Genomic DNA, 21,647 nt, shown 5'->3' with positions numbered 1-21,647 from the left:
TCGCGAGGCGATATGGCTGATAAAGCGTTAGCAGACTTTGAACGATATTTACGTACTGAGCGTCAAGTGTCGGCTTATACAGTGCGTAATTATCTGTTTGAACTTAATCGGGTTGCTAAGCTATTTACTGAAACAGAGTCATGGTTAACGCAGCAGCACGATTCTTTGCAGGCTGTTCTGGCTAAGTTACACCGCAAAGGTCTCAGTCCACGTTCACTTTCACTGACGCTATCTTCACTTAAACAGTTTTACGAGTTTTTACTGCGTGAGCAGCTTATCAAAGTGAATCCTGCGATTAGTCTTAGTGCACCTAAGCAAGGCAAACCTCTGCCTAAGAATATGGACGTTGATTCAGTAACTCATCTGCTGGAAATCGACGCCAACGATCCATTGAGTTTTCGCGATAAAGCTATTATGGAACTGTTTTACTCATCAGGATTACGTCTTGCTGAGCTCGCAGCACTAAACGCTGCTGACATTCAGTTTTCACAGGCGCAAGTCAAAGTACTCGGTAAGGGCAGCAAAGAACGAATTGTGCCAATTGGTAAATTGGCACTGCAAGCGATAAATCAATGGTTGGATATCAAGCGTGATATCCCTTGTGAAGATGATGCCCTGTTTGTTACCGCTAAAGGTAAACGATTAGCGCACCGCAGCATTCAAGCGCGTTTGGCTAAGTGGGGTCAAGAGCAAGCCATCGGCATTAAGGTGCATCCACATAAGCTACGGCACTCGTTTGCAACGCATATGCTTGAGTCCAGCGCCGATCTGCGCGCGGTACAAGAGCTTTTAGGCCACGCCAATTTGTCGACCACTCAGGTTTATACGAGTTTGGACTTCCAGCATCTGGCTAAGGTGTATGACGGTGCCCATCCGCGAGCTAAAAAACGTGGAGATAAAGCATGAAAATCTATATTCGACCACAACCTTTTGAAGCGATCAGCTTTGATTTAGACGACAACCTTTACGACAATCGACCGATTATTATCGCGGCTGAAAAGGCGCTGCAGCAATTTCTGCATCAACATTATTCGAAAGCAACGGCGTGGCAATTTGATGACTGGCGCGCGCTTAAATCACGTATGTTGAGTCGCTCTCCAGAGCTTCGTCACGACACCTGTAAAGCACGGTTACAGATGTTAGAGCTGGGACTAATTGAGCTTGGATACGATACAGAAACAGCCAAAGTAGGTGCTAAAGCTGGGCTGGAGAACTTTGTCTTACACCGTAGTAATTTTAAGGTGTCAGCAGAAGTACTCGAGTTATTAGCGCAGCTTAAGCAAAAGTATCGCTTAGTTGGGATTACCAATGGCAATGTCGATTATCAGCGCATAGGTTTAGGTGAGTTACTCGAATTTGTACTGCATCCTGGAATAGGCTATCCGCAAAAGCCTGCAGTAGACATGTTTGAGTTGGCAGCAAGCAAATTAGCCTTACCTTTAGATAAAATACTGCATGTGGGTGACAGCGCTAAAAGTGATGTTGACGGGGCAAGAGGCGCCGGCTGTCAGGCGGTATGGCTTAACCCTGGTTTTGGCGTAGCGCAGAAATCGTTACCTAAACAACAACTGCCACATATTGAAATCTCATCAATAATGCAGCTAAGGCGGTTAGTCTAGCTATTCAGTTTAATAATAAAAAGGCTCACTGATGTGAGCCTTTTACTTTGATGGGGCAGCTATTATACGCTAACTATTAGTGCAATAATTTAAGCTGTTAGTGCCAAAGCTTTAGGAAACAGAATATTGTTCTCAAGATCGATATGCTGTTTTAAGTCTGCTTCAAATTCTGCCAAGCTGGCATAGCAAACTCGCCAAGTGGTGCAAGCGTGTGCAGGCGGAGTAAAACCATTAGTTAGCTGGCTGATTTTTTCAAAGATCTGCAATGCATCATCATGCTCATGCAGCATGGCATTAATCGGGTTACCAATGTGGCCAAAGCAATTTTGCATCTCAACTTGGTTGTGCAGACCTAAAATTGCTGGGAATAAGATTTGCTCCTCTTTCATCAGGTGCGGCATTAAGTCGTCGACGAGTGCGCGGATCCAACCTGCGAGTGGCTTTATCTCTTCATGGTTCTCACCATGAGCACGCACCATTTTTTGGCTGTATTCCAGCAGTAAAGGCGCTTTCTCTCTTACAAAAGTATGGTGAGTCGACTCAATGTAATTAAGCAGATCGGGTAAAGCGAGTAGCTCTAAACCTGGCTGCTTATCGCCTTCAGTTTCTAATGCCATTAATGCATCCAGTAAGACCATTTCATCAGCATCAAAGCGTTTGATTGCTCGCGCTAATGAAATGCCTCCACCACAACAAAAATCAATACCATGCTGACTAAAAATATGGGCAGTACGAAAGTCATTAGCGACTAACTCGCCAACGCGAGAGGCTAGCAGATGTTCATTAGATTGAAGTGATTCAGGCTGAAATGTATTTGATTGAGACATTGGCATCACCATGGCAAGTTAGGCTTTATAATTTAGATGTATATTATTTGCATCTTATGGTGTGTTCAATTATTACTTGAGTAAAATGCTCGGGTAATCACACTTTTTACTATGAATTAACTCGATATGGGTAGAGGGCTGTCGCTAAAATTTACAGGTATAGATGTGGGCTTATCGATGTTTTAGGAACTTTTTTATACAGAGAGTCGATTAAGGCTGGTAAACGCATAGTGTTTTAATTTTGATTAATTTAAACTAGTGAGCATCAAAGGTAATACAAGAGTGCAATTAGAGTCAGATATGTACGTTATTAAAAACAAAGGTAATGCTGCGGCCTAATGTCGAGCTTATCGTGTTTAATTCGCGCAATATTCACCACCACTCCAGCTAAGTTGGGGCGGATGTTATTGATCGTGATTTTAACGATGCAATCTGTAGTTGCAATGGCTGATGACTGTTCATTGGCTCATGATGATTGTACTGATAATGTGGTGTTGATTACTGAGCTTAAAGACGATGTAATAGCAAGTGCTGACTTGTGTGATCCCCAGTCTGTAAGCCATGTTGAAGATGATTGTACTGAATGCAGTAATAATTGCTGCTCATGCTGTATGACCTTGATGCACCCTGTTACCGCATTAACATCTATGACGGCAAGCCCAAATAGCCATCTTTTTGCTTTTAGCTCTACCTCTGTTGAATCCCCTTATTTCGCTTTCTTGCGCCCGCCTAAAGCCTTAATCGTTTAATCAAAATTTTATTCATTTAGCGAGCTTTTATCTGCTTGCTAAAGATCTGTTAGGCCTCTTTTGGGTTTAACTAACAGCTCTGTATTTTTTGTATTAAATCGAGGCCTATTCTCTGATGTTTTATAATACTTATGCTGGCAACGACGCCTTTAAAATGGCTATACGTTGTCTTTGGCGAGGGCTTTTAAGCACTCTCGTTATCATTACCCTGCTATTTGCAGTGCCATTGGTCGCAAAGGCTGAAACGACAACAGATGCACTGTCGTTAATCACGGTTATTGAGCGGGTTCAACAACAACACCCGTCCCTTAAAGTGTTTGAGTTTAGAGCTAAGGCGCTGGATGGCGCAGCGCAAACACAAGCGCTAACTCCGGGTTTTGAAATCGGCTTTGATGCTGACAATTTAGTGGGAAGTGGCGAATTCCAAGGCATCGATAGCGCCGAGTTTAGCGTGTCTTTATCGTCGGTCATTGAACTGGGTGACAAATTAGATGCTCGCAGCGGCGTGATTAATGAGCAGCGTGCTGTGCTTGATGCCGAGCAGAAAATTACCGCGTTAAATTTACTTGCAGAAGCTACGCGTCGCTATATCGATGTATTAGCTGCGCAATCTCAACTTGAGCTTGCAGTTGATTCGTTACAGCTTGCTGAAGAAACACAAACTGTTGTTGCTAAGCGAGCACAGCTAGGCGTAACACCTGATGCTGAAGTTAAGCGCGCTCAAGCGGCAGTATTTAATGCCAGACTGGTTGCCGAAACCCAGCTGCAGCAACTTGATTACGCTAAATTGGCGTTAAGCATGATGTGGGGCGAGTCTAGGGTAAGTTTTGGTTCATTACAGGGCAGTTTGTTCGCTTTTACTGATGATGTTGCACTTGAGCCTTTATTTGAGAAAGTGAAATATAGCCCAGCTATCACTGCTTATTTGACTAAAGCACAGTTAAAAGAAGCTGAACTGCGTTTTGCTAAAACCCAATCTAGCAGCGATATCAGCTGGTCGGTGGGTGTAAAGCAATTTCAGCAAACTAATGATATGGCATTGACCGCCGGTTTTAGTATGCCGCTGTTTAATGGCGAGCGTAACACAGGTGCCGTTCTTTCGGCACAAGCCGCAAAAGAGCAAGTACTCGCCAACAGAGAAGTGGCACTTTTAGAGTTATATGGTCAACTGTATCGTGCTTATGCCAGCCGTAAACAAGCGATAGTGACTGTTAACCGCCTACAGGCAAGCGTGATCCCCACCTTAACCTCAGCCCTTGAAGATACCAAACAAGCCTATGAACAGGGGCTTTACAGCTATCTTGATTATTTAACTGCCCGAGAAGAACTGCTATTTGCTCGCCGTGCGTTAATTGATGCAGCGGCCTCTGCATTGCGTTATGGCGTCGATATTGAGCAGCTGATTGCTGAGCCATTACCTGCTTCTCAACATACTTTCTTCAATGATTTCTCAAAGTCAGCTAATTCTTCTGATGCTGCGAAAGGATATACAAAATGAATCCTAGTTTATTAAATAAATTCTCCTTAGTTCACCTTGCTGTTGTTGCTGCAGTTGCATTGATGATTAGCAGCACTGTTAACGCTTCAGCTGAACACAGCCATGAGCCTGTAAATAGCCATGAGTCTGAGCATCATCATGAAGCGGTGCATCAAGAGCAAACAGCGCACACAGATCAGCATCAAGACGAACATGATGGTCACGGTGATGAGCATAGCGATGAACATGGCCATAATGACGGTCATCAAGACGAACATAGTGGTCACGATGATGAGCATGGCGATGAACATGGTCATGACGAGCATGAAGAGGGCAGGGTTCACATCAGCGTCGAGCAAATTGTGGCGTCAGGCATAGTGACTCAGCAAGCCGAAGCAGGTGATATCAAACAAACACTGACAGTATATGGTCGTGCAGTGGTGCCTGAAGCGGCAAAAGCGGAAGTTCGTGCTCGTTTTGCTGGCTTAATCACCCGCATGAATGTGACCGTTGGCGATAGCGTTAAAGCTGGTCAAGTGGTGGCAGAAGTCGAGTCAAATTCCAGCTTAAAGCGTTACTCCATTAAAGCGCCAATCTCTGGTGTGGTATTAGGGCGCAGTGCCAATGCAGGCGAAATGGCGAATGATAATGTACTGCTAAGCATTATCGATGACAGTCAGCTTTGGGCGCAGTACCAAATCTTTCCCGGCCAACTAAGCAAGGTTGCCGTAGGGCAAACGCTCAGCATTTCAGCTGAACAGCTAAAAGCAACTTCAAGTATTCAATATCTACTTAATTCAACAAACGGTGACAACATAAAACTGGCTCGTGCCCCACTTGATAACAGCAACGGCCAATGGGCAGTAGGGGCTTTACTATCCGGCAAGCTTACTCTGAGTAAGCAAGCGGTGGCATTAACGATAGATAACCGCGCGCTGCAGGAGTCAGAAGGCCAGCAAGTGGTATTTATCCGCAATGATGAAGGTTTTGAAAGACGCGCTGTAACCCTTGGCCGCAGCGATAGCGAAATGAGCGAAGTATTATCGGGTCTTGAAGTTGGCGAAGAATACGCTATTGCCAATAGCTTTCTACTCAAAGCCGACCTTGAGAAATCAAGCGCTGCCCACGTTCACTAAAGGAGACGTCAATGATTGAGTCAGTATTGCGTCTTGCGATAAATAGACGCTGGATGATGATGTTCCTCGCCATGCTGCTGGTTGCAGTCGGGCTGTGGAGCTATCAAAAACTACCGATTGATGCGGTGCCGGATATTACCAATGTGCAGGTGCAAATTAGTACCCGCGCAGAAGGCTATTCACCACAAGAAACTGAGCAACGAATTACCTATCCGATCGAAAATGCACTGATGGGGATCCCGCAGTTATCTTACACCCGATCGCTATCGCGCTATGGTTTATCGCAAGTGACCGTAGTGTTTGATGAGGGCACTGATCTGTACTTTGCCCGTAACTTGATCAATGAGCGCTTAAATGCGATTAAGGGCAAGTTACCCAGTGATATCGAGCCGGAGATGGGACCGATCTCGACCGGGCTTGGTGAGATCTACATGTACACCATCGAAGCGCTGCCTAATGCCAAGCAAGCTGATGGCAGCGAATTTGATGCGACAGCGTTAAGAGAGATCCAAGATTGGATCATTAAGCCTCAGCTCGCTCAAGTGCCTGGTGTTACTGAGATCAACACTATTGGTGGTTATGACAAGGAATACCATATCACCCCATCACCAACAAGCATGCTGCAATACGGTGTGTCATTTGTTGATATTAAGCTGGCGCTGCAAAGCAGTAATAGTAATCGTGGTGCTGGTTTCATTGAGCGAGATGGTCAGCAGTTAACAGTGCGTTCTGCGGCGCAGCTAAAGACCATTAGTGATATTGAGCAAGTGGTGATTAAACATATTGATAGCACGCCAATCTTTATAGCTGATGTAGCAGAAGTGGGGATTGGTAAAGCGCTGCGTACCGGCGCTGCGACTCGTGACGGTAAAGAAACGGTACTCGGCAGTGCAATGATGTTGGTGGGCGAAAACTCACGTCAGGTATCACTCGCAGTAGCGGCGAAACTTGAAGATATTAAAGCATCGCTACCGGATGGCATTAAGGTAGAAGCGGTATACGACCGCACCACCTTAGTCGATAAAGCGGTTTATACGGTACAGAAAAACTTAGTAGAAGGCGCGTTACTGGTTATCGTGGTGTTGTTTATCCTACTGGGTAACGCACGAGCCGCTTTAATCACTGCGGCGGTAATTCCGCTAGCGATGTTAGCCACCATGACGGGCATGGTTCAGGCGGGTGTTTCTGCCAATCTGATGAGTTTAGGTGCCCTTGATTTTGGTTTGATCGTCGATGGTGCAGTGATTATTGTTGAAAACGCCATTCGCAGACTGGGTCAGGCACAAGCGCAAAATGGTGGTCATGTATTACCACGTAAACAGCGTTTGCAACTGGTGTTTGAAGCTACCAATGAGGTGATCCGTCCTAGCTTGTTTGGCGTGCTGATTATTACCGTAGTGTATATTCCGCTATTCAGCCTTACAGGCGTGGAAGGCAAGATGTTCCACCCTATGGCGTCAACGGTCGTGATGGCGTTGCTAGCTGCGTTAGTCTTGTCGCTAACTATAGTGCCTGCTGCTGTAGCCTTGTTTATGACGGGCAAAGTAAGTGACAAAGAGAGCCGTGTCATCATCGCGACTAAATCACTTTATAAGCCGTTATTAATTGGCGCAATGAAGTTACGTTGGTTAGTGCTTGGCGCAGCGATGGCGTTAGTTGGCTTTTCTATTTGGCTGGCAACGACTCTTGGCTCTGAGTTTATTCCTCAACTCAATGAGGAAGATATCTTGCTACAAGCGATCCGTATTCCAGGTACAGGCCTAGAGCAATCGGTGGATATGCAGATGCAGTTAGAAGATCGCATTAAACACTTCCCGCAAGTGTTAAATGTGTTTTCTAAGATCGGTACGCCAGAAGTGGCAAATGATCCTATGCCGCCAAATATCGCCGATACCTTTATTATGCTAAAGCCGCGTAATGAATGGCCTAACCCTAAAATGAGCCATGATGCGTTAGCTGCTGACATTGTTGCAGCAGTATCGGGTCAACCGGGTAATAACTTTGAACTAACCCAGCCGATCGAGATGCGGTTTAATGAGTTGATCTCCGGCGTTCGTGCCGATTTGGGTATCAAGGTTGTCGGTGATGATCTCGATCAGCTACTAGCTTCAGCGAATGCGATCCATGAAGTGCTGGAAAAGATCGATGGTGTTGCCGATCTGCAAGTAGAGCAAGTAACAGGTTTACCTATGTTATCGATCCAACCTGATCGCATGGCGTTAGCGCGTTATGGCTTAACGGTTAACCAGCTGCAAGACTTTGTCGCTACAGCGATAGGTGGTGAGGAGACTGGCCTTATCTTTGAAGGCGATCGCCGCTTTAAAATGGTGGTGCGTTTACCTGAAGCGATCCGTAAAGACGTAGAGCACTTACACGAGCTACCAATCATGTTGCCATCAGGGCAATATGTGCCGTTATCTGAAGTGGCGACGTTAGATATTGCACCATCGCCTAATCAGATCGGCCGTGAAAACGGTAAGCGCCGCATACTGGTGACCGCTAACGTGCGTGGTCGCGATTTGGGCACCTTTGTCAGTGAAGCTAGACAGCAAATTGGTGAGCAAGTGGATATTCCTGCAGGCTACTGGCTTGAATATGGCGGCACCTTTGAGCAATTAGAGTCGGCAAGTCAGCGCTTATCGATTGTGGTGCCATTAACGTTGGCACTCATTTTAGGTTTATTGGTGATGGCCTTTAGCTCAGTAAAAGATGCGCTAATCATCTTTACCGGTATTCCACTGGCGCTGACAGGCGGGGTGATTGCACTTTGGCTGCGAGACATGCCATTGTCGATTTCTGCTGGTGTGGGCTTTATTGCGCTCTCAGGTGTGGCGGTGCTTAACGGTCTAGTGCTGCTGAGCTTTATTCGTCAGCTGTATCAAGAGAAGGGCGAGTTGATGTCTGCGATTATTGATGGTGCACTAATAAGACTGCGCCCTGTATTGATGACAGCCTTGGTAGCAGGGCTTGGCTTTGTACCGATGGCACTTAATATTGGCACTGGTGCAGAAGTGCAGCGCCCAATTGCCACAGTAGTGATTGGCGGCATTATCTCATCGACCATTCTGACCTTATTCGTGTTGCCAATTTTGTATCGTATGGCGCACCAGCGTGGTGAGAATAAACACAAAGTTTCTGATGAGGCGACTATCTAAGAACTAACCCTTATCGCTAAAGAGCGGCACTCATTGCTGGTCGCTCTATTATAGCGTGGAGCTTGGCTGCGAAAGTAGTGAGTTCAGTTCGCCAGATAAACAAAAGCCCTGCATTGCAGGGCTTTTTTATGACTTGCTATCATCTAAGTTATAGATGTCATACCAAAAGCTTATTTGCTTTGAGTCATAAGCCAGTTACTTAGTAAACGTACGCCGTGACCTGTGCCGCCTGCTGGAGTCACACCCACATCTTTTGCTGCCAATGCACTACCCGCAATATCTAAATGCGCCCACTTAGTATCGCCAGTGAATTGCTGTAAGAATACCGCTGCTGTAGTAGCGCCAGGGCCGCCAAAACCGGCATTTTTCAAATCAGCAATTGGGCTTTTTAGTAAGTCATCGTATGCAAGTGGTAAGCGCCATAGCTTTTCATCTACTGCTTTACCTGAGAAAGTGAGTTCATCGACTAGGGCATCATCTTCACTAAATACCGCAGTGTAGCGTTTACCTAGTGCACGAACCTTAGAGCCGGTTAATGTCGCAACATCAACCATTACTTGTGGCTTGTAGTATTCACGGGCGTACCACATGCCATCGGCTAAGATTAGGCGACCTTCAGCGTCAGTATTGAGCACTTCAACGCTTAAGCCTTCAGCTGTCATCAATACATCACCTGGCGCCAGAGCGGTTTCAGATACCATGTTGGCTGCCATTGGCATTACCGCGACGACGTTAACATCAGCTTTTTGCAATGCCATGGCTTTAACTGCACCAAGTACTGCAGCTGCACCAGCCATGTCAGACTTCATGCGCGAGATCGAATCGCCAGATGCCTTAATGTTATAACCACCCGAGTCGAAGGTGATACCTTTACCCACAAGCGCGATTGGGGCATCGTCATTACCTTCCCAGTGAGCAACAACAAGGCGAGCGCCTTCTAGAGAACCACGACCAACCGCATGTAATGCGCCCATACCTAGCTTGGCAATTTTCTTAGGCTCTAAAATGGTAATTTTTACACCGAGCTTTTTAAGCTCTTTTGCTGCATTGGCAAAGTCTACCGGTGTCATCTCAGTTGGGGTTTCAGAGGTTAAGTCACGAGCTAAGAATACGCCTTGCTCAATCGCTGCTAGCTGAGTGTATCGCTTGTCAGTGTCTTTCGCTGCGTCGACGGCGATGGTGTAATTTTTTTCAGCAGGCTTTTTCTCTGAAAAGTACTTATCGAACTTGTAAGCGCGTAGGTTAATACCGTGAGCAAGCTCTGCAGCGAAGCTAGCGTTGCTGGTGGCATCGTTAAGGCCATCGGTTAATACTTGAATGTCTTTTACTTCAATGCCGTTGAAATGGGCGGTGATTTCCGCACCAAGTTTGTTGACTTCACCGGGAGTTAATTCTGCTTCATCGCCGACACCAATCACTACAAGGCGTTTAGCATCGATACCAGTAGGCATTAAAATCTCTACGATTTGTTTCTTTTCGCCAGTAAACTCTTGCAAGGCTAAGGCATTGCTAATTTGCTGCTTTGATTGTTTATCTAACTTGCTAAGCGCGCTTGATGCTTTTTCGCCTGCTTGGAAGACCACTAACGTGTCGATGTTATTAGATTGCTTTTCGACAAAATCAAATGTCTCGGCATTTGCAGTGAAGCTGGTTAATAGACCTAGGCTTAATGCACTGTTTAGTAGGGTTTTCTTAGTTAGCATAATGTCCTCTATCGGGATTTAGTTCTGCGGTCATGTTTGCAAATATGCCGCAGCTTTAATTGTTGTAATGATACTGATTCTTCAATCTGCACAATGGCCGTGCTCATGCTTTGTTGAGTAGCGGCGGGTGGTGCAATTTATCACTTTTCGAGTTAACAACTAAGTTAAAACTTGTTAGAAATTGTCACATGGTTTGCGAGTCTACAAGGTGAAAATTAGCCGAAGCTGAAAGCGCTGCATGGTTTGAGGATTATTTGCTTGATTTACAAATGGAAAGAATGGGACTTTGATAGAGGCAATAGAGATAGCGGGGTACATATGGGGGTACATATAAATGCAAAACGGGCTTTCCATTGCTGGAAAGCCCGTTTTAATACAACATGTTAAGACGTAAGTCTTAGTTCATGCCGTATTTTCTAACCTGTGTTTTTTCTTGTTCGGGCTTGTTCTGTTTCCTATTTAAAACTTGCTATTTTTTAGTATCTTAGCGAGACTCTTGTTCGTGTTTGTTTAAGCTGGTTTTTCTTCGTTAACCAATCCGTGTGTAGCACGGTGTGTAGCACGGAACGTGGCAGGGCAAGGGTTCATATGGGCGTTATCAATAAATTATCAGATACATTTCTACGTAAAGTTTCCGGTAAGCCTTACACCGGAAAATCAGTTATTTCTGATGGTGATGGCTTAGCTGTACGTATTTCAAAAACGGGTGTTATTGGTTGGGTGTTTCGTTACAGATTGGGTGGCCGTGAAACCAACCCTAAGTGGGCAAGCTTGGGTAAGTACCCAGAAACCTCAATCAAACAAGCAAGAGATAAGCGCGATCAGTGCCGCGAATGGCTGGATAATGACAAAGACCCAAGTGTTGAGTTGGCACTTGCTAAAGTTGTTCGCAAAGAAGCTGTGACAGTTAAAGAGGCGCTTGAATATTGGCTGGTGGAATATGCCACTGATAACCGTAAAAATGTTGATAAGCATAGGGCGCAGTTTGCACGGCATTTGTACCCGTACATAGGTAAGTACCCGTTAGATAAAACAACTAAGCCTCAATGGTTAGCCTGTTTTGACCGAATAAGAAAGGGCATACCCAATGAGCAAAGGGCGGCACCTGTTGCTGCAGGGCAAGTTTTGCAGGGGGCTAAGCAAGCTCTGCTGTTTTGTCGTAAGCGGGAATATGCCACCAGCTATGTGATTGATGACTTAACTATCACTGATGTTGGTAGTAAGCAGAAAAAGCGTGATAGGGTACTGACAGAAGCCGAGCTACAAGATGTGATTAATCAAGTTAAAGCGGGTGAGCATCAAGAGTATTACAACAACTTGATCTGGCTTTTGATTATCTTTGGTGCGCGTACACAAGAGGTGCGATTGTCTTCTTGGGATGAATGGGACTTTGACAAAGGCTTGTGGACAGTCCCTAAAGCTAACAGCAAAACAGACGAGTTAATTATCCGACCAATACCGCCTAGATTATACTCGTGGTTAAAGCAGCTTAAGGCTAAAAACCAGAAGTCAGGATATCTGCTTGGGCAGTTAAAAAGCCCTGAGTCAGTCAGCGTTTACGGCGGCAAGATCTGGGAAAAGCTACAACACGAGAAGAAGTGGACTTTGCATGATTTAAGGCGAACCCTTGCGACTCGGCTTAACGATTTAGGCATCCCACCTCATGTTGTTGAGCATCTATTAGGTCACTCAGTCTCCGGTGTCGCAGGGATCTACAACCGTAGTCACTATATCAATGAAAAGAAGATAGCGCTTGATAAGTGGCTCGATGAAATACAGGAAGAAATAGATTGTAATAAGGTGCAATCATGTGAGGTGGTTAAATAAGATTTGGCACAACTTTCTTTTGGAAAACATATTCGGTATTAATTAGTTATCGCTTGTAATTGAGACTGATAAAATAAGAGAGCGCTTCAAATAATTGAAGCGCAGCTCCTTACATAGCCTTGGGGTTATCGTAGGCTGACAGTTACGGAAATAACTCTTTTAACTCTTTGCTCCATTCATTTCTTTTTGCTGACTTGGAGCTATCTAAATGCCATTTGTGCCTTTTTAATTGATGTTGAATCGTTGCTTTCCAAGTAGGATCATCTTTACAAGCTTCTAAAGTCTGCTCAAAAACAAACAGCATATTAGCCACAAACCATTTGTACCTCGAATAGATATCCTTATTTTTTGTAACTTCGTCCTTCACCCCACATGCTAATGAACTATTCTCTAAGCATAATTTGATATATCCATCATATGCGGCATAGGCTGTAGCGCGTCGACTTTCGAGTCTTGCTGTTTTTATTTGTCCCTTAGCGTAGCGCAGCGCCCAGAATGCAATAATAGGAGTTGCAATTGTAGCCCAGTCAGCTAGTAATTTAGCATTTAGCATCGCGGCTAAATCAGTTTCATAACAAATCATTTTTCGTTCCTGCAGGCCTAGTTTTTCTAGGTTTAAATTGTTTTAGTTTTCGCTTAAACGCAGCAAGATCTACATCTGCTGTGTTTATCGATATTTGCCCAACACCATGGACATGTGAAATAAGTCTGTCATATTGCTCTTTAAAAGGCGCTTGTATTGTTGAGCCGCCAAACTCGCCAGTATTTGATATTACGACATGCTGGTACATGTGCCATTGAAGTGCTGACGCCATATTATCGAATGTATTAACATCCTTGTTGTACGCTGAAATGACAAACATATCGGTTTTATTCTTTAGGTCAGCAGCTAAACAAATATCTGTCGCATCGTAGCAAATCGCTCCTGTTAACCTAAATGGCCCTTCGGAGTGGCCATGGATCTCTATAATATGTTGGCAAGGGCGATAACCTTTAACACCTAAAGAAATTTCTTCATTGGTCATATGAAACTTACCTTGATCACGCAGTCTCCACTGTAATCCTGTATCCTTATAATCTGGAATGATCCATCTGGCTTTATTAACTATTTTTCCTTCGTGCTCATGAAAAACAAAACCAGCAAAAATTATTGAGTTAGTTTTATATGCTAATGATCTCAATAAATCCTCGTCTTTAGGGTGAACAGCAACTTCCGCGAACACAATTAGATCTGCAGAGGTCTCGCCAAATTTATCATCAGCCTTTAGTTTTGTTTCAAGAGTTTGCTCTGTCAATTTGCATATTGCTGCTAGGTGTTCCCTATGCGCTATTCGTGTCTCATCATGATCAAGCGTTACATCTGACAGGTGGAATTGTTCACTTTTTGGTAAGAGCTGTTGAACGGTTACAACCCTAAATAACTTATCCTCAAGATTTGGACGATTAACCACTGTGGTTAAGGTAGGAAGCTCGGATGACTTACATATACCTTTATTTAATTGAACTAATCTTAATTCTAGGCAGTTATTAAAGGTTGATAAATCTTCAATAGCTGTAATTTCTTGCTCTTCAATATGAGTAGAAGCAAAGCCGGGCCATTGCAAACCATGCTTAAGTAAATTAGTAAACCAATCACTAATTGTTGCATAACTGCCAACTAATGACTCTGGGGTATGTAGCATCCCCATTCTGCGTTTAAACCATTGAGATCTTATACCTTGATAGCGTAAAGGTTTAATTTGCATGTCATTTCTTTGGGTAAAGTCATTTTTACCTAAAACAGCTGCACGTAAGAGGCTACAGACCCAATAGATAGCCTTCTCATTGTTTAAACTGTCTCGATTACCTGTTAACCAATTAGGAGAGTTATATCTTGGATCTTTTCCAGTCCTTTTTCTTTCTAACTCGCAGGAAATACTCTTGGCATGTTCTTTCCATAGCCCTGCCCAAGTATAATTTTTATCTATTTTAATCAGGATTTCATGTGGAGATGCACCTATCGCTGTAGGAGTTTCTTCAGCAAGTTTTATCAGGGCCATACCTAACTTTATTAATGAGTGTTCATACTTAAATGGGTTTTCATTAAAGGAACAAATAGATGATAGAAAGTGCTTGTTACCACTTGGAATAGTTTCCTTTAGAGGTATTGCCCACCGCAGTCTATTAAGTGATTTAATCTCTTTATTGCGCTGTAACTCACACCATATTGACTCCCAAAACTCACCTCCATTTTTTGCAAAGCTGCTGAGAACCATATGCCTCTTTTTATAAGTTGAAAGGTGTTGGAGAAGAAAAGCAGCGTATGAATCAAATTGACCTGTAATTTGGGCAGCCAGCTCAAAAAGCGCACTATCCTCAAATGTAAAATCATTTAGTTGAGCCCTAGACAATACCTTGTGAAGTCTAATTTGTTCTTTGTTACAGGCTTTTTTATCTGAACAAGGTCGGTTTATTGTCGCAAGAAAAAATAGCGCTTGGTGATATATATAAGCTGGCAGTTTGCTTTTGGTAGTCAGTATTTCTTGAGCGTGCATGGTTATGACATCTAAAAGGCCTTTGAAAGAGGTCGCGCTTTCTTTCTCATTAAGCCTATGGATGTCTGAAGCACTTCTAAATATATCAGCCATGATATATATCATATAATATTTATCATGCGACCCTTTCTTGACTGTAGCACGATGAAAAACCTCAGACAGTAGGTTTTCATATAAGTGAATAGAAGGGCATACCTCCATAGCTTTACGAAGTAAGATCATAACTGATGGATCTTTCAGCCAAGCCATAAGCATTTTTTTAGCTATGAGCATTGATTCATTATCAAAGATCCTCTGCTCACTATTTGGTAATATTTTCTTTTTACTGTCTAACGAGCTTTTAAGTCTATTTGCCGAGAACCTTCTCAGCGAATCAATTTTAATTAAAGAATCTTCGCTTTCCCATGGAGCTAGAGCATTGAAAGAAAATGGCTCTTCGTTGGCTTCAGTAGTAAGAAGTGATTGTAAGGCTGGTATGTTTTGGTCTAAAGTCGTTCGATCTGAGACAGATGAAGAACCAACTTCGGCTTGTATATCATTTACTCTATTAGTTAGGCTACTCCAACTATCAATATCAGATATTTCAAATACTTTAGTCTTGCTGTTATTTAAGTTTAAGGAATGGTCTGCAGACTCTATCAGTAACTCATTTACAAAATCAAACACTAAGGTTTTAAGACTATTTTTGTCTATTGACTCGCCAGAGACAACTAACCGAATATCATCTACATATCGGCAATAATCATGTATAAAAATATTTGAGTCAGGTATTAGCTTGTTTAGCTTGCTACTAACTAAATTATCAAAGTCAATTAAGTATGCGTTAGCAAATAATCCCGCAGATGCAAGACCTTGCGGAATACCTCCAAGCTCAGGCATATTTAGCCTTCGAGCTAAAGTGATTGCATCATCAGACCAGTCCCAACTTATAGCATTTTCAGCCCTAGCCCAAAACAAGCTATTAGTTTGATTAAAGTCATCACCGTATCGCTCAGACGTAATTTTTTTCAATTTAGAAATAAGCAATTCTATACTTATGCTACTGAAAAAATTAGATATGTCTAAGCTTACGATAAAGACTTCATCTATCGCACTTACTTGCTTTTGAGCTTCTCTTCCTACAAAGCAAGCACGTTGTAAAAAAGCTTTATAGTCCGTAGAGAATTTCCTATAAAACTCACTTCCCCCCCATCTAAATCTAGCTAAATCAGATTCCCAATCACAAGAGAGTCTATTGCCATAGTTGTAAACATTAGACTTTTGGTGATCGGCATAGGTACGCTTTCCTAAACTACAATCACCTTGCTTGGATTCCACACTATCAGCTACGCACATCATTACAGCGGTTGCTACTGTTTGATCTTTTATTGATATATGAGCAAGAGGGCGTAAGCGAGAAGGCTTTTCTTCACCGATTTCAGGTTGCCAAATATTATCGCAGATAGTCCACTTTGCTGATTTTGGCGCAGGTATTAACTTAAGCTTATCGTTCGAGTATGCATGATATTTGATATCTTTCGCCCAATCAGCAACATTGAATTCTATGTTTAAGCAAGTCTTATCTAATTCTAATAAATCAGCATACCAATTTGTCGAACGAACATAATTTTGTGATCTTTTCCAAGCGAGCCCTAAAACAAGGGGATTATTTAGAAAATCAGCATTAGGTTTTAGATTATTGTATTGGCTTTTTAGTAGCTTCATTACTTTGACTCATTCCCTGTTAGATAAACTGTATATGTTTACTATAATATCGGTGACTTTAAACAGCCTGTTCGACGATAGCGTCGGTAAGGTGAAGTTGGGTCGTTTGGGCATCAGCTAAACGGGCTTTGAGTTGGTCGCAAAGTGCCATTAACTCATCGACTTTGGAGACGATGCGGTGCTGCTCTTCGAGTGGTGGTAATGAAAAAACAAGGTTACCTACAGCTTCTTTAGTTATTGTCTGGGTTGATGTTCCGTTTGCAAAACCACGGATATAATCATAGTTTCCACTTAAATATAGAAAAACATATCTACTACTTACGCTCTGGGTCCGTAGTAAAAAAAGGTTCATTGCTAGAGACATAGGTTGCCCCCTGTCATCAACGTAAAATGATGATCCGGGATCACCTATTTTGTTCATAATTATGTCGCCTGCATATAACTTTGATTTTTCTAAAAAGTTATATGCTAGTTCAGTAATGTACTTGTAATTATTGTAGTTTTTTTCACTAAAGTTAGTGGTCCTAAGCATTATGGCGTAATTAACATCATCCAACAGTTCTACATTTTCTTTGAGAATCTTGTAACCACCATTTGCATGATAATCACTAATAACCTGTAATATTTCGCCAAGTCTGCAAAAGTCCCATCCATTCGGCAGTTCAAACTGCTTTTCTTCATCTGTGATGGCAGGCAGTGGTTTCTGCTTTTTGATTTTCTTATCAGCGATTAATTGCGCTTTTTCTGCGGCGATACGCTCTAGTAGCTTAGCGGCTGGTTCATCATTAGCATCTTGTTCCACCAGCTTGCCCATGACGGCGAGTTGCAGGATGGTTTGCTTTAGCGTGTCGATGCTGGCGCAGGTGGTGAATAATGTGTCGAAGTGCTCGGCAACACGTTGCCAGCTCTCTATAAAGTGCCGCTCAGGGCTGTTATCAAAAGACGGCTCTGGGCTTTCTACCTGCTCAAGGCTGTTAGTATCAGCAGAAGGAAGCAGTAACGCCCCTAGCAAGGTTTCCACTAAGGTTTGGTGCGCAACTAAGCTAGCTTCTGTTTGAGCTTCTAGGGCATCACACAAGCTCATTAACTCATCGACTTTAGCAATGATGCGATGCTGTTCTGCTGGTGGTGGAACAGGAATTAACAATTCACTGAATTTAGCTGAAGAAATGCCGCCAATAATACCTGTCATTGATGCACTAAACATACTATAGAACGTTGGGGTTAAGTAGAAAGATAAAACAAATTTAGGCTCGAAATTATCATGCACCTCAATTGCAAATAATTTATTGCCAAAACAAATGCTTTGGGTCGCGATTCCACATTTTTTACCTGCACTACCGCCTTCTGCACAAATTAATACTGAGTTTTTTCGAGCTACTTTAAATTTAGGCTCCTCTAAAGGTATCAATACTCCGTTATCGTAATCTAGCTCTTCAAATCCATAGCCAACATCTTTGGTCGCGATAAATGGTAAGCCTTCACTTAACCCTGTATATTTTTGTTCTTTTAACCTTGCATTTACACTATTTCCGTTGAAAATAATACCTATATCATTTAGACGCTTAAACTCCCAGCCATTCGGTAGCTCAAACGGCTTTTCATCCTCACTAATTTTAGGCAAAGCTTTAGGCTTTTTAATCTTCTTGTCTTTCACCAGTTGCGCTTTTTCAGCAGCAATACGTTCAAGCAAGACCGATGCTGGTTCGTCTTTCTTATCTTGTGGAACTAGCTTACCGCGCACGGCGAGTTCTAAAATCAGCTCCCGCAGCTTTTTGATGCCATGCAGTGAAAACTTCTTCGATGAACCACGGCCTGATGCTGACTTTTGCTCGATGGCACTGGTCCAGATATCTAGATTTTCCGTAATGAGCTGTTCAGCTGTTTTCTTTACTGTTACTTTCACATCATGCTCAGCCATTATTTAGCTTCTCCTGCTGAATCTTTTGGAGAAAGGGCGGCAGAAAGAATGCCTTTTAGCTGATCACGCAGGGCTTGAATATCGGCTTGCTGCTTGGCGTAGTCTTGTAGTAACTCTTGTGGATCGTGGCTGACCACATCACCTACATGGGGGTTTTTAATATCTAGATTGTAGTTGCGAGCGATGATGTCATCGATCGACACCTTCCATGCTTGCTCGTTTTCAACTCGTGATGCAAAACCGTCGGCTTCAACGCCCCACCAGCTCAATTCAGTTGCAAACTCTTCAAACTTCATTGGCTTGGTTTTGTTGTAGTTTTTCACCCCTGCTGGATATGGGTGCTCATAGAACCAGACATCTTTGGTTGGCTGACCTTTAGTGAAGAATAGGATGTTGGTTTTAATGCCAGTGTATGGGTTAAATACACCGTTAGGTAAACGCACGATAGTGTGCAGATTACACTCTTCAGTCAGCAGCTTTTTGATTTTAGTTTTAACGCCTTCACCAAATAGGGTGCCGTCTGGCAATACCACGGCTGCGCGGCCCCCCTCTTTACCAGCTGAGGGCTCTGCTAGCAATTCGATGATTAGCTGTAGGAATAGATCCGCTGTTTCACGGGTTTGCATTTCGCTTGGGAAATTCTTTTCAATACCGTCTTCTTCAGTGCCGCCAAATGGTGGGTTAGTGATGATGACGTCAACTTGGTCATCCCAGCTTGATAATGGCTTATTGAGGGTGTTGCCGTGCTTAATCTGTACTGGCACCTCAATGCCGTGCAGCATCATGTTAGTAGTACACAGTAGGTGCGGCAGCTGCTTCTTCTCAACACCAAAGATTTGTTGCTGTAGGGTCTTGTGGTCTTCGCCCGATTTAACGTAGTTAGTTTTAACGTGGTCAAAGGCACACGCTAAGAAGCCGCCGGTACCGCAAGCTGGGTCCATAATAGACTCGCCAAGCTTAGGGTCGGTTACCGCGACAATGAACTTAGTGATAGCGCGTGGGGTATAGAACTCGCCCGCATTACCTGCGCTTTGTAAGTCTTTTAAGATCTGCTCATACAGATCACCAAATAAGTGACGCTCTTTTGAGTCGGTAAAGTCGATCTCATTGAGCTTGTTGATCACTTGGCGCAGTAGAGTGCCGTTTTTCATGTAGTTAAAGGCATCTGAGAAGGCTTCTTTGACTACATAACCGCGCGGGTTTTTATCTATCGGCGCAGTGAGGTTTTTAAGCTGTGGAAATAGCTCATCGTTAACAAAGTCCAGTAACTCTTCACCTGTGATGCCTTGGTTATCTGCAGCCCAGTTGCGCCATAGGAACTGTTCTGGGATTGGCTCACGGTAATCGTCTAGCTCAAGCTCTAACTCTTCCTCTTGGGCATCGAACACTTTAAGGAAAAGTAACCAAGACATTTGCCCTAGGCGTTGGGCATCGCCGTCAACACCGGCATCTTTACGCATAATATCTTGGATGGATTTAATCGCTGAACTGATAGACATAACAAAGCTACTTTAATTGCTAAATATAATGCTGGGCAGTATAGCAATACCTGCACTGGTAATCAGTGAGTTAGTTATGATTATTTTGCTGTTCTAGCTGGTGGGGGTTTCGCTTTACTGGTAATGACATACGTTAGGTATGTAAAGCGTAAAGTTTTCAGCTTAGCGCTGATACAGGAGTGAAGGGGGGATGACGGTATTGTTAGGTTTTGGGTTATATAAAATGCGATGCTTTTAATATTTGGTTGTGATTAAATTGCCAGCAAAACAACTAATTAGCAAGGATGAAAGTTAGTGGTGACCCATGATTGTTGAATGCCCCCATTGCAGCGAAGATAATGAAATCGAATACGCTGAAAACATACGCTGTAAAAAATGTGAGAAAGACTACAAAGGTTATGAGTTTTCTAAGCGGAAAATCATAACAGGAACAGCGCTTGCCCTTTTAACCTATATTGGTGTTCATACTCTTCGAGATGAGGCCAAAGGCTACGGTGACCGATATCCTATCGCGGTGGAATACGCTCTGCTCGATAGCTGTATTAACGGCAGTAGCAATTCTATTTCTCAAAGCCGTTACCTTAGTAAGCGTGATGTTTGTCTATGTGCGCTGGAAGGGGCTCAAGAAGATTATCCCTACTCTGATTATAAAGATGACTCGAAAGGTTTTGTGCCCATTTTTCGTCGATACACTAAGAGTTGTAGATAGGTTATAGATAAAAAGCGGTCACCTTGAGTAACCGCTTTTGTTGAGCTTAACCAAGTAGGGTTTTATTTACCCTTTGGAACGTTACCGCGCCCGCCGCCAGACGGTTTACCCGTTGTGCTTGGGTAGTTGGGGTTGTTACTTGGACGAGGTGCAGCTGGTGCTTTTGGGCTTGATTTTGGTGTTGATTTGCTCATGGTGATCTCCTTATTTACCTGACTTTTTGTTGGTTTCAGCCGCACGTTGTGCGCGAGCACCAAAACTGGCTTTTTCTACCTTGCCGCCATTTTGCTTGGCAGTACCTGATTGAATGCGAGCAGCGGCTTCAGGTGTCATTGGAGTTTTATTTTTAGTCATGTTCAATTCCTTTTTCGGATTAATTTAATTAGTGTCTTCGCTAAGACAGGCACAGAATGACATAGGGGGTGGGGACCGATGGGGACCGCAGTAAAACAAAAGCAAATAAAAGCGTTACTGCAAAAGCTAAACCTGAGTATCAACAAGTTTGCTGAGCTAGTTTATGAGGCGCTTTATGATGACGATGATAAAGAGGCGGAGCAGAAGCTTGCTGCGAATATTAAGAAGCAGCTACAGCGGAAAACCACCAAAGAGGAAGTGTTGGACTCATACCTTGATATATTGGCAGATCAGCCTAGTTACCAAAGCCTCAACCTTGATAAAGTCCGCAGCCAATATGTTAACCATAGCTGCTTAAATGATGACATTACGATGAGTCTCACTGAGCTGTCTAGTGAACTAGATAGCTAACTGTAAAAGCAAAGGGGGCTAA

At 43.4% G+C, this 21,647-nt stretch carries 17 protein-coding genes; 9 read left to right on the top strand and 8 right to left on the bottom strand.

From position 1 onward, the window contains the following. The first annotated feature begins 12 nt into the window (after positions 1 to 12). A complete protein-coding gene (xerC, locus tag L2747_RS19440; RefSeq protein WP_249000638.1) occupies positions 13 to 906 on the top strand; it encodes a tyrosine recombinase XerC in 894 nt (297 codons plus the stop codon). Then, complete coding sequence (locus L2747_RS19435; RefSeq protein WP_249000637.1) at positions 903 to 1,619, top strand: HAD-IA family hydrolase; 717 nt, start codon at positions 903 to 905, stop codon at positions 1,617 to 1,619. The genes xerC and L2747_RS19435 overlap by 4 nt, the downstream gene beginning before the upstream one ends. A gap of 89 nt (positions 1,620 to 1,708) precedes the next feature. Here the strand turns inward: L2747_RS19435 and ric are convergent, their stop codons facing one another. Then, positions 1,709 to 2,446, bottom strand: a complete 738-nt coding sequence (ric, locus tag L2747_RS19430) for an iron-sulfur cluster repair di-iron protein (protein WP_249000636.1) — start codon at positions 2,444 to 2,446, stop codon at positions 1,709 to 1,711. A gap of 338 nt (positions 2,447 to 2,784) precedes the next feature. Between ric and L2747_RS19425 the strand changes: the two genes are divergently transcribed. The 4 genes from L2747_RS19425 (at position 2,785) to L2747_RS19405 (ending at position 8,963) form a co-directional block, all read left to right on the top strand. Then, positions 2,785 to 3,195 (top strand): hypothetical protein, encoded by a 411-nt coding sequence (locus L2747_RS19425; protein ID WP_249000635.1) that lies wholly within the window; start codon positions 2,785 to 2,787, stop codon positions 3,193 to 3,195. A gap of 115 nt (positions 3,196 to 3,310) precedes the next feature. After that, positions 3,311 to 4,693, top strand: coding sequence for a TolC family protein (locus tag L2747_RS19420; RefSeq protein WP_249000634.1), 1,383 nt, complete (start codon positions 3,311 to 3,313; stop codon positions 4,691 to 4,693). Then, positions 4,690 to 5,808, top strand: a complete 1,119-nt coding sequence (locus L2747_RS21460) for an efflux RND transporter periplasmic adaptor subunit (protein ID WP_283107360.1) — start codon at positions 4,690 to 4,692, stop codon at positions 5,806 to 5,808. Before L2747_RS19420 ends, L2747_RS21460 begins: the two co-directional genes overlap by 4 nt. A gap of 11 nt (positions 5,809 to 5,819) precedes the next feature. After that, positions 5,820 to 8,963, top strand: a complete 3,144-nt coding sequence (locus L2747_RS19405) for an efflux RND transporter permease subunit (protein ID WP_249000633.1) — start codon at positions 5,820 to 5,822, stop codon at positions 8,961 to 8,963. 170 nt (positions 8,964 to 9,133) lie between these two features. Here L2747_RS19405 and L2747_RS19400 read toward each other — a convergent pair whose 3' ends face one another. Then, positions 9,134 to 10,666, bottom strand: coding sequence for a leucyl aminopeptidase (locus L2747_RS19400; protein ID WP_249000632.1), 1,533 nt, complete (start codon positions 10,664 to 10,666; stop codon positions 9,134 to 9,136). A 588-nt stretch (positions 10,667 to 11,254) separates the two neighbouring features. Between L2747_RS19400 and L2747_RS19395 the strand changes: the two genes are divergently transcribed. After that, a complete protein-coding gene (locus L2747_RS19395) occupies positions 11,255 to 12,493 on the top strand; it encodes a tyrosine-type recombinase/integrase (protein ID WP_249000631.1) in 1,239 nt (412 codons plus the stop codon). Between the two features lie 142 nt (positions 12,494 to 12,635). Here the strand turns inward: L2747_RS19395 and L2747_RS19390 are convergent, their stop codons facing one another. From L2747_RS19390 to L2747_RS19375, 4 genes are read right to left on the bottom strand one after another with little or no spacing between them, the layout of a single operon-like run. Continuing rightward, entirely contained in the window at positions 12,636 to 13,076 is a 441-nt protein-coding gene (locus L2747_RS19390; RefSeq protein ID WP_249000630.1) for a hypothetical protein, read from the bottom strand. After that, complete coding sequence (locus tag L2747_RS19385; RefSeq protein WP_249000629.1) at positions 13,063 to 16,731, bottom strand: reverse transcriptase domain-containing protein; 3,669 nt, start codon at positions 16,729 to 16,731, stop codon at positions 13,063 to 13,065. Before L2747_RS19385 ends, L2747_RS19390 begins: the two co-directional genes overlap by 14 nt. Before the next feature lie 58 nt (positions 16,732 to 16,789). Next, entirely contained in the window at positions 16,790 to 18,652 is a 1,863-nt protein-coding gene (locus L2747_RS19380; RefSeq protein ID WP_283107359.1) for a restriction endonuclease subunit S, read from the bottom strand. Beyond that, entirely contained in the window at positions 18,652 to 20,151 is a 1,500-nt protein-coding gene (locus tag L2747_RS19375; RefSeq protein ID WP_249000627.1) for an N-6 DNA methylase, read from the bottom strand. The genes L2747_RS19380 and L2747_RS19375 overlap by 1 nt, the downstream gene beginning before the upstream one ends. A gap of 304 nt (positions 20,152 to 20,455) precedes the next feature. On the opposite strand from L2747_RS19375, the gene L2747_RS19370 reads away from it, so the two are divergent. Continuing rightward, the gene (locus L2747_RS19370) at positions 20,456 to 20,860 is read left to right on the top strand and encodes a hypothetical protein (RefSeq protein ID WP_248951841.1); all 405 of its coding nucleotides are present in this window, start codon (positions 20,456 to 20,458) and stop codon (positions 20,858 to 20,860) included. Positions 20,861 to 20,922: 62 nt separating this feature from the next. Here L2747_RS19370 and L2747_RS21455 read toward each other — a convergent pair whose 3' ends face one another. Beyond that, a complete protein-coding gene (locus tag L2747_RS21455) occupies positions 20,923 to 21,054 on the bottom strand; it encodes a hypothetical protein (RefSeq protein WP_259655949.1) in 132 nt (43 codons plus the stop codon). Positions 21,055 to 21,064: 10 nt separating this feature from the next. Further along, positions 21,065 to 21,214: a hypothetical protein gene (locus L2747_RS19365; RefSeq protein WP_249000626.1), complete on the bottom strand. Its 150-nt coding sequence runs from the start codon at positions 21,212 to 21,214 to the stop codon at positions 21,065 to 21,067. 78 nt (positions 21,215 to 21,292) lie between these two features. Here L2747_RS19365 and L2747_RS19360 point away from each other — a divergent pair, with 78 nt between their 5' ends. Continuing rightward, complete coding sequence (locus L2747_RS19360; RefSeq protein ID WP_249000625.1) at positions 21,293 to 21,625, top strand: hypothetical protein; 333 nt, start codon at positions 21,293 to 21,295, stop codon at positions 21,623 to 21,625. The last annotated feature ends 22 nt before the right edge of the window (positions 21,626 to 21,647 follow it).

The sequence above is a fragment of the Shewanella marinintestina genome, assembly GCF_023283845.1.
Classification (GTDB): Bacteria; Pseudomonadota; Gammaproteobacteria; order Enterobacterales; family Shewanellaceae; genus Shewanella; species Shewanella marinintestina.
The sequence above is the reverse complement of the archived record's forward strand: the minus strand, read 5'-3'. Positions and strand labels throughout refer to the sequence as shown.

What these genes read in the sequence shown, in the direction of transcription:
- xerC (WP_249000638.1), top strand. Translation starts at nt 13, where the DNA reads ATGGCTGATAAAGCGTTAGCAGACTTTGAACGATATTTACGTACTGAG.
- L2747_RS19435 (WP_249000637.1), top strand. Translation starts at nt 903, where the DNA reads ATGAAAATCTATATTCGACCACAACCTTTTGAAGCGATCAGCTTTGAT.
- ric (WP_249000636.1), bottom strand. Translation starts at nt 2,446, where the DNA reads ATGTCTCAATCAAATACATTTCAGCCTGAATCACTTCAATCTAATGAA.
- L2747_RS19425 (WP_249000635.1), top strand. Translation starts at nt 2,785, where the DNA reads ATGTCGAGCTTATCGTGTTTAATTCGCGCAATATTCACCACCACTCCA.
- L2747_RS19420 (WP_249000634.1), top strand. Translation starts at nt 3,311, where the DNA reads ATGTTTTATAATACTTATGCTGGCAACGACGCCTTTAAAATGGCTATA.
- L2747_RS21460 (WP_283107360.1), top strand. Translation starts at nt 4,690, where the DNA reads ATGAATCCTAGTTTATTAAATAAATTCTCCTTAGTTCACCTTGCTGTT.
- L2747_RS19405 (WP_249000633.1), top strand. Translation starts at nt 5,820, where the DNA reads ATGATTGAGTCAGTATTGCGTCTTGCGATAAATAGACGCTGGATGATG.
- L2747_RS19400 (WP_249000632.1), bottom strand. Translation starts at nt 10,666, where the DNA reads ATGCTAACTAAGAAAACCCTACTAAACAGTGCATTAAGCCTAGGTCTA.
- L2747_RS19395 (WP_249000631.1), top strand. Translation starts at nt 11,255, where the DNA reads ATGGGCGTTATCAATAAATTATCAGATACATTTCTACGTAAAGTTTCC.
- L2747_RS19390 (WP_249000630.1), bottom strand. Translation starts at nt 13,076, where the DNA reads ATGATTTGTTATGAAACTGATTTAGCCGCGATGCTAAATGCTAAATTA.
- L2747_RS19385 (WP_249000629.1), bottom strand. Translation starts at nt 16,731, where the DNA reads ATGAAGCTACTAAAAAGCCAATACAATAATCTAAAACCTAATGCTGAT.
- L2747_RS19380 (WP_283107359.1), bottom strand. Translation starts at nt 18,652, where the DNA reads ATGGCTGAGCATGATGTGAAAGTAACAGTAAAGAAAACAGCTGAACAG.
- L2747_RS19375 (WP_249000627.1), bottom strand. Translation starts at nt 20,151, where the DNA reads ATGTCTATCAGTTCAGCGATTAAATCCATCCAAGATATTATGCGTAAA.
- L2747_RS19370 (WP_248951841.1), top strand. Translation starts at nt 20,456, where the DNA reads ATGATTGTTGAATGCCCCCATTGCAGCGAAGATAATGAAATCGAATAC.
- L2747_RS21455 (WP_259655949.1), bottom strand. Translation starts at nt 21,054, where the DNA reads ATGAGCAAATCAACACCAAAATCAAGCCCAAAAGCACCAGCTGCACCT.
- L2747_RS19365 (WP_249000626.1), bottom strand. Translation starts at nt 21,214, where the DNA reads ATGACTAAAAATAAAACTCCAATGACACCTGAAGCCGCTGCTCGCATT.
- L2747_RS19360 (WP_249000625.1), top strand. Translation starts at nt 21,293, where the DNA reads ATGGGGACCGCAGTAAAACAAAAGCAAATAAAAGCGTTACTGCAAAAG.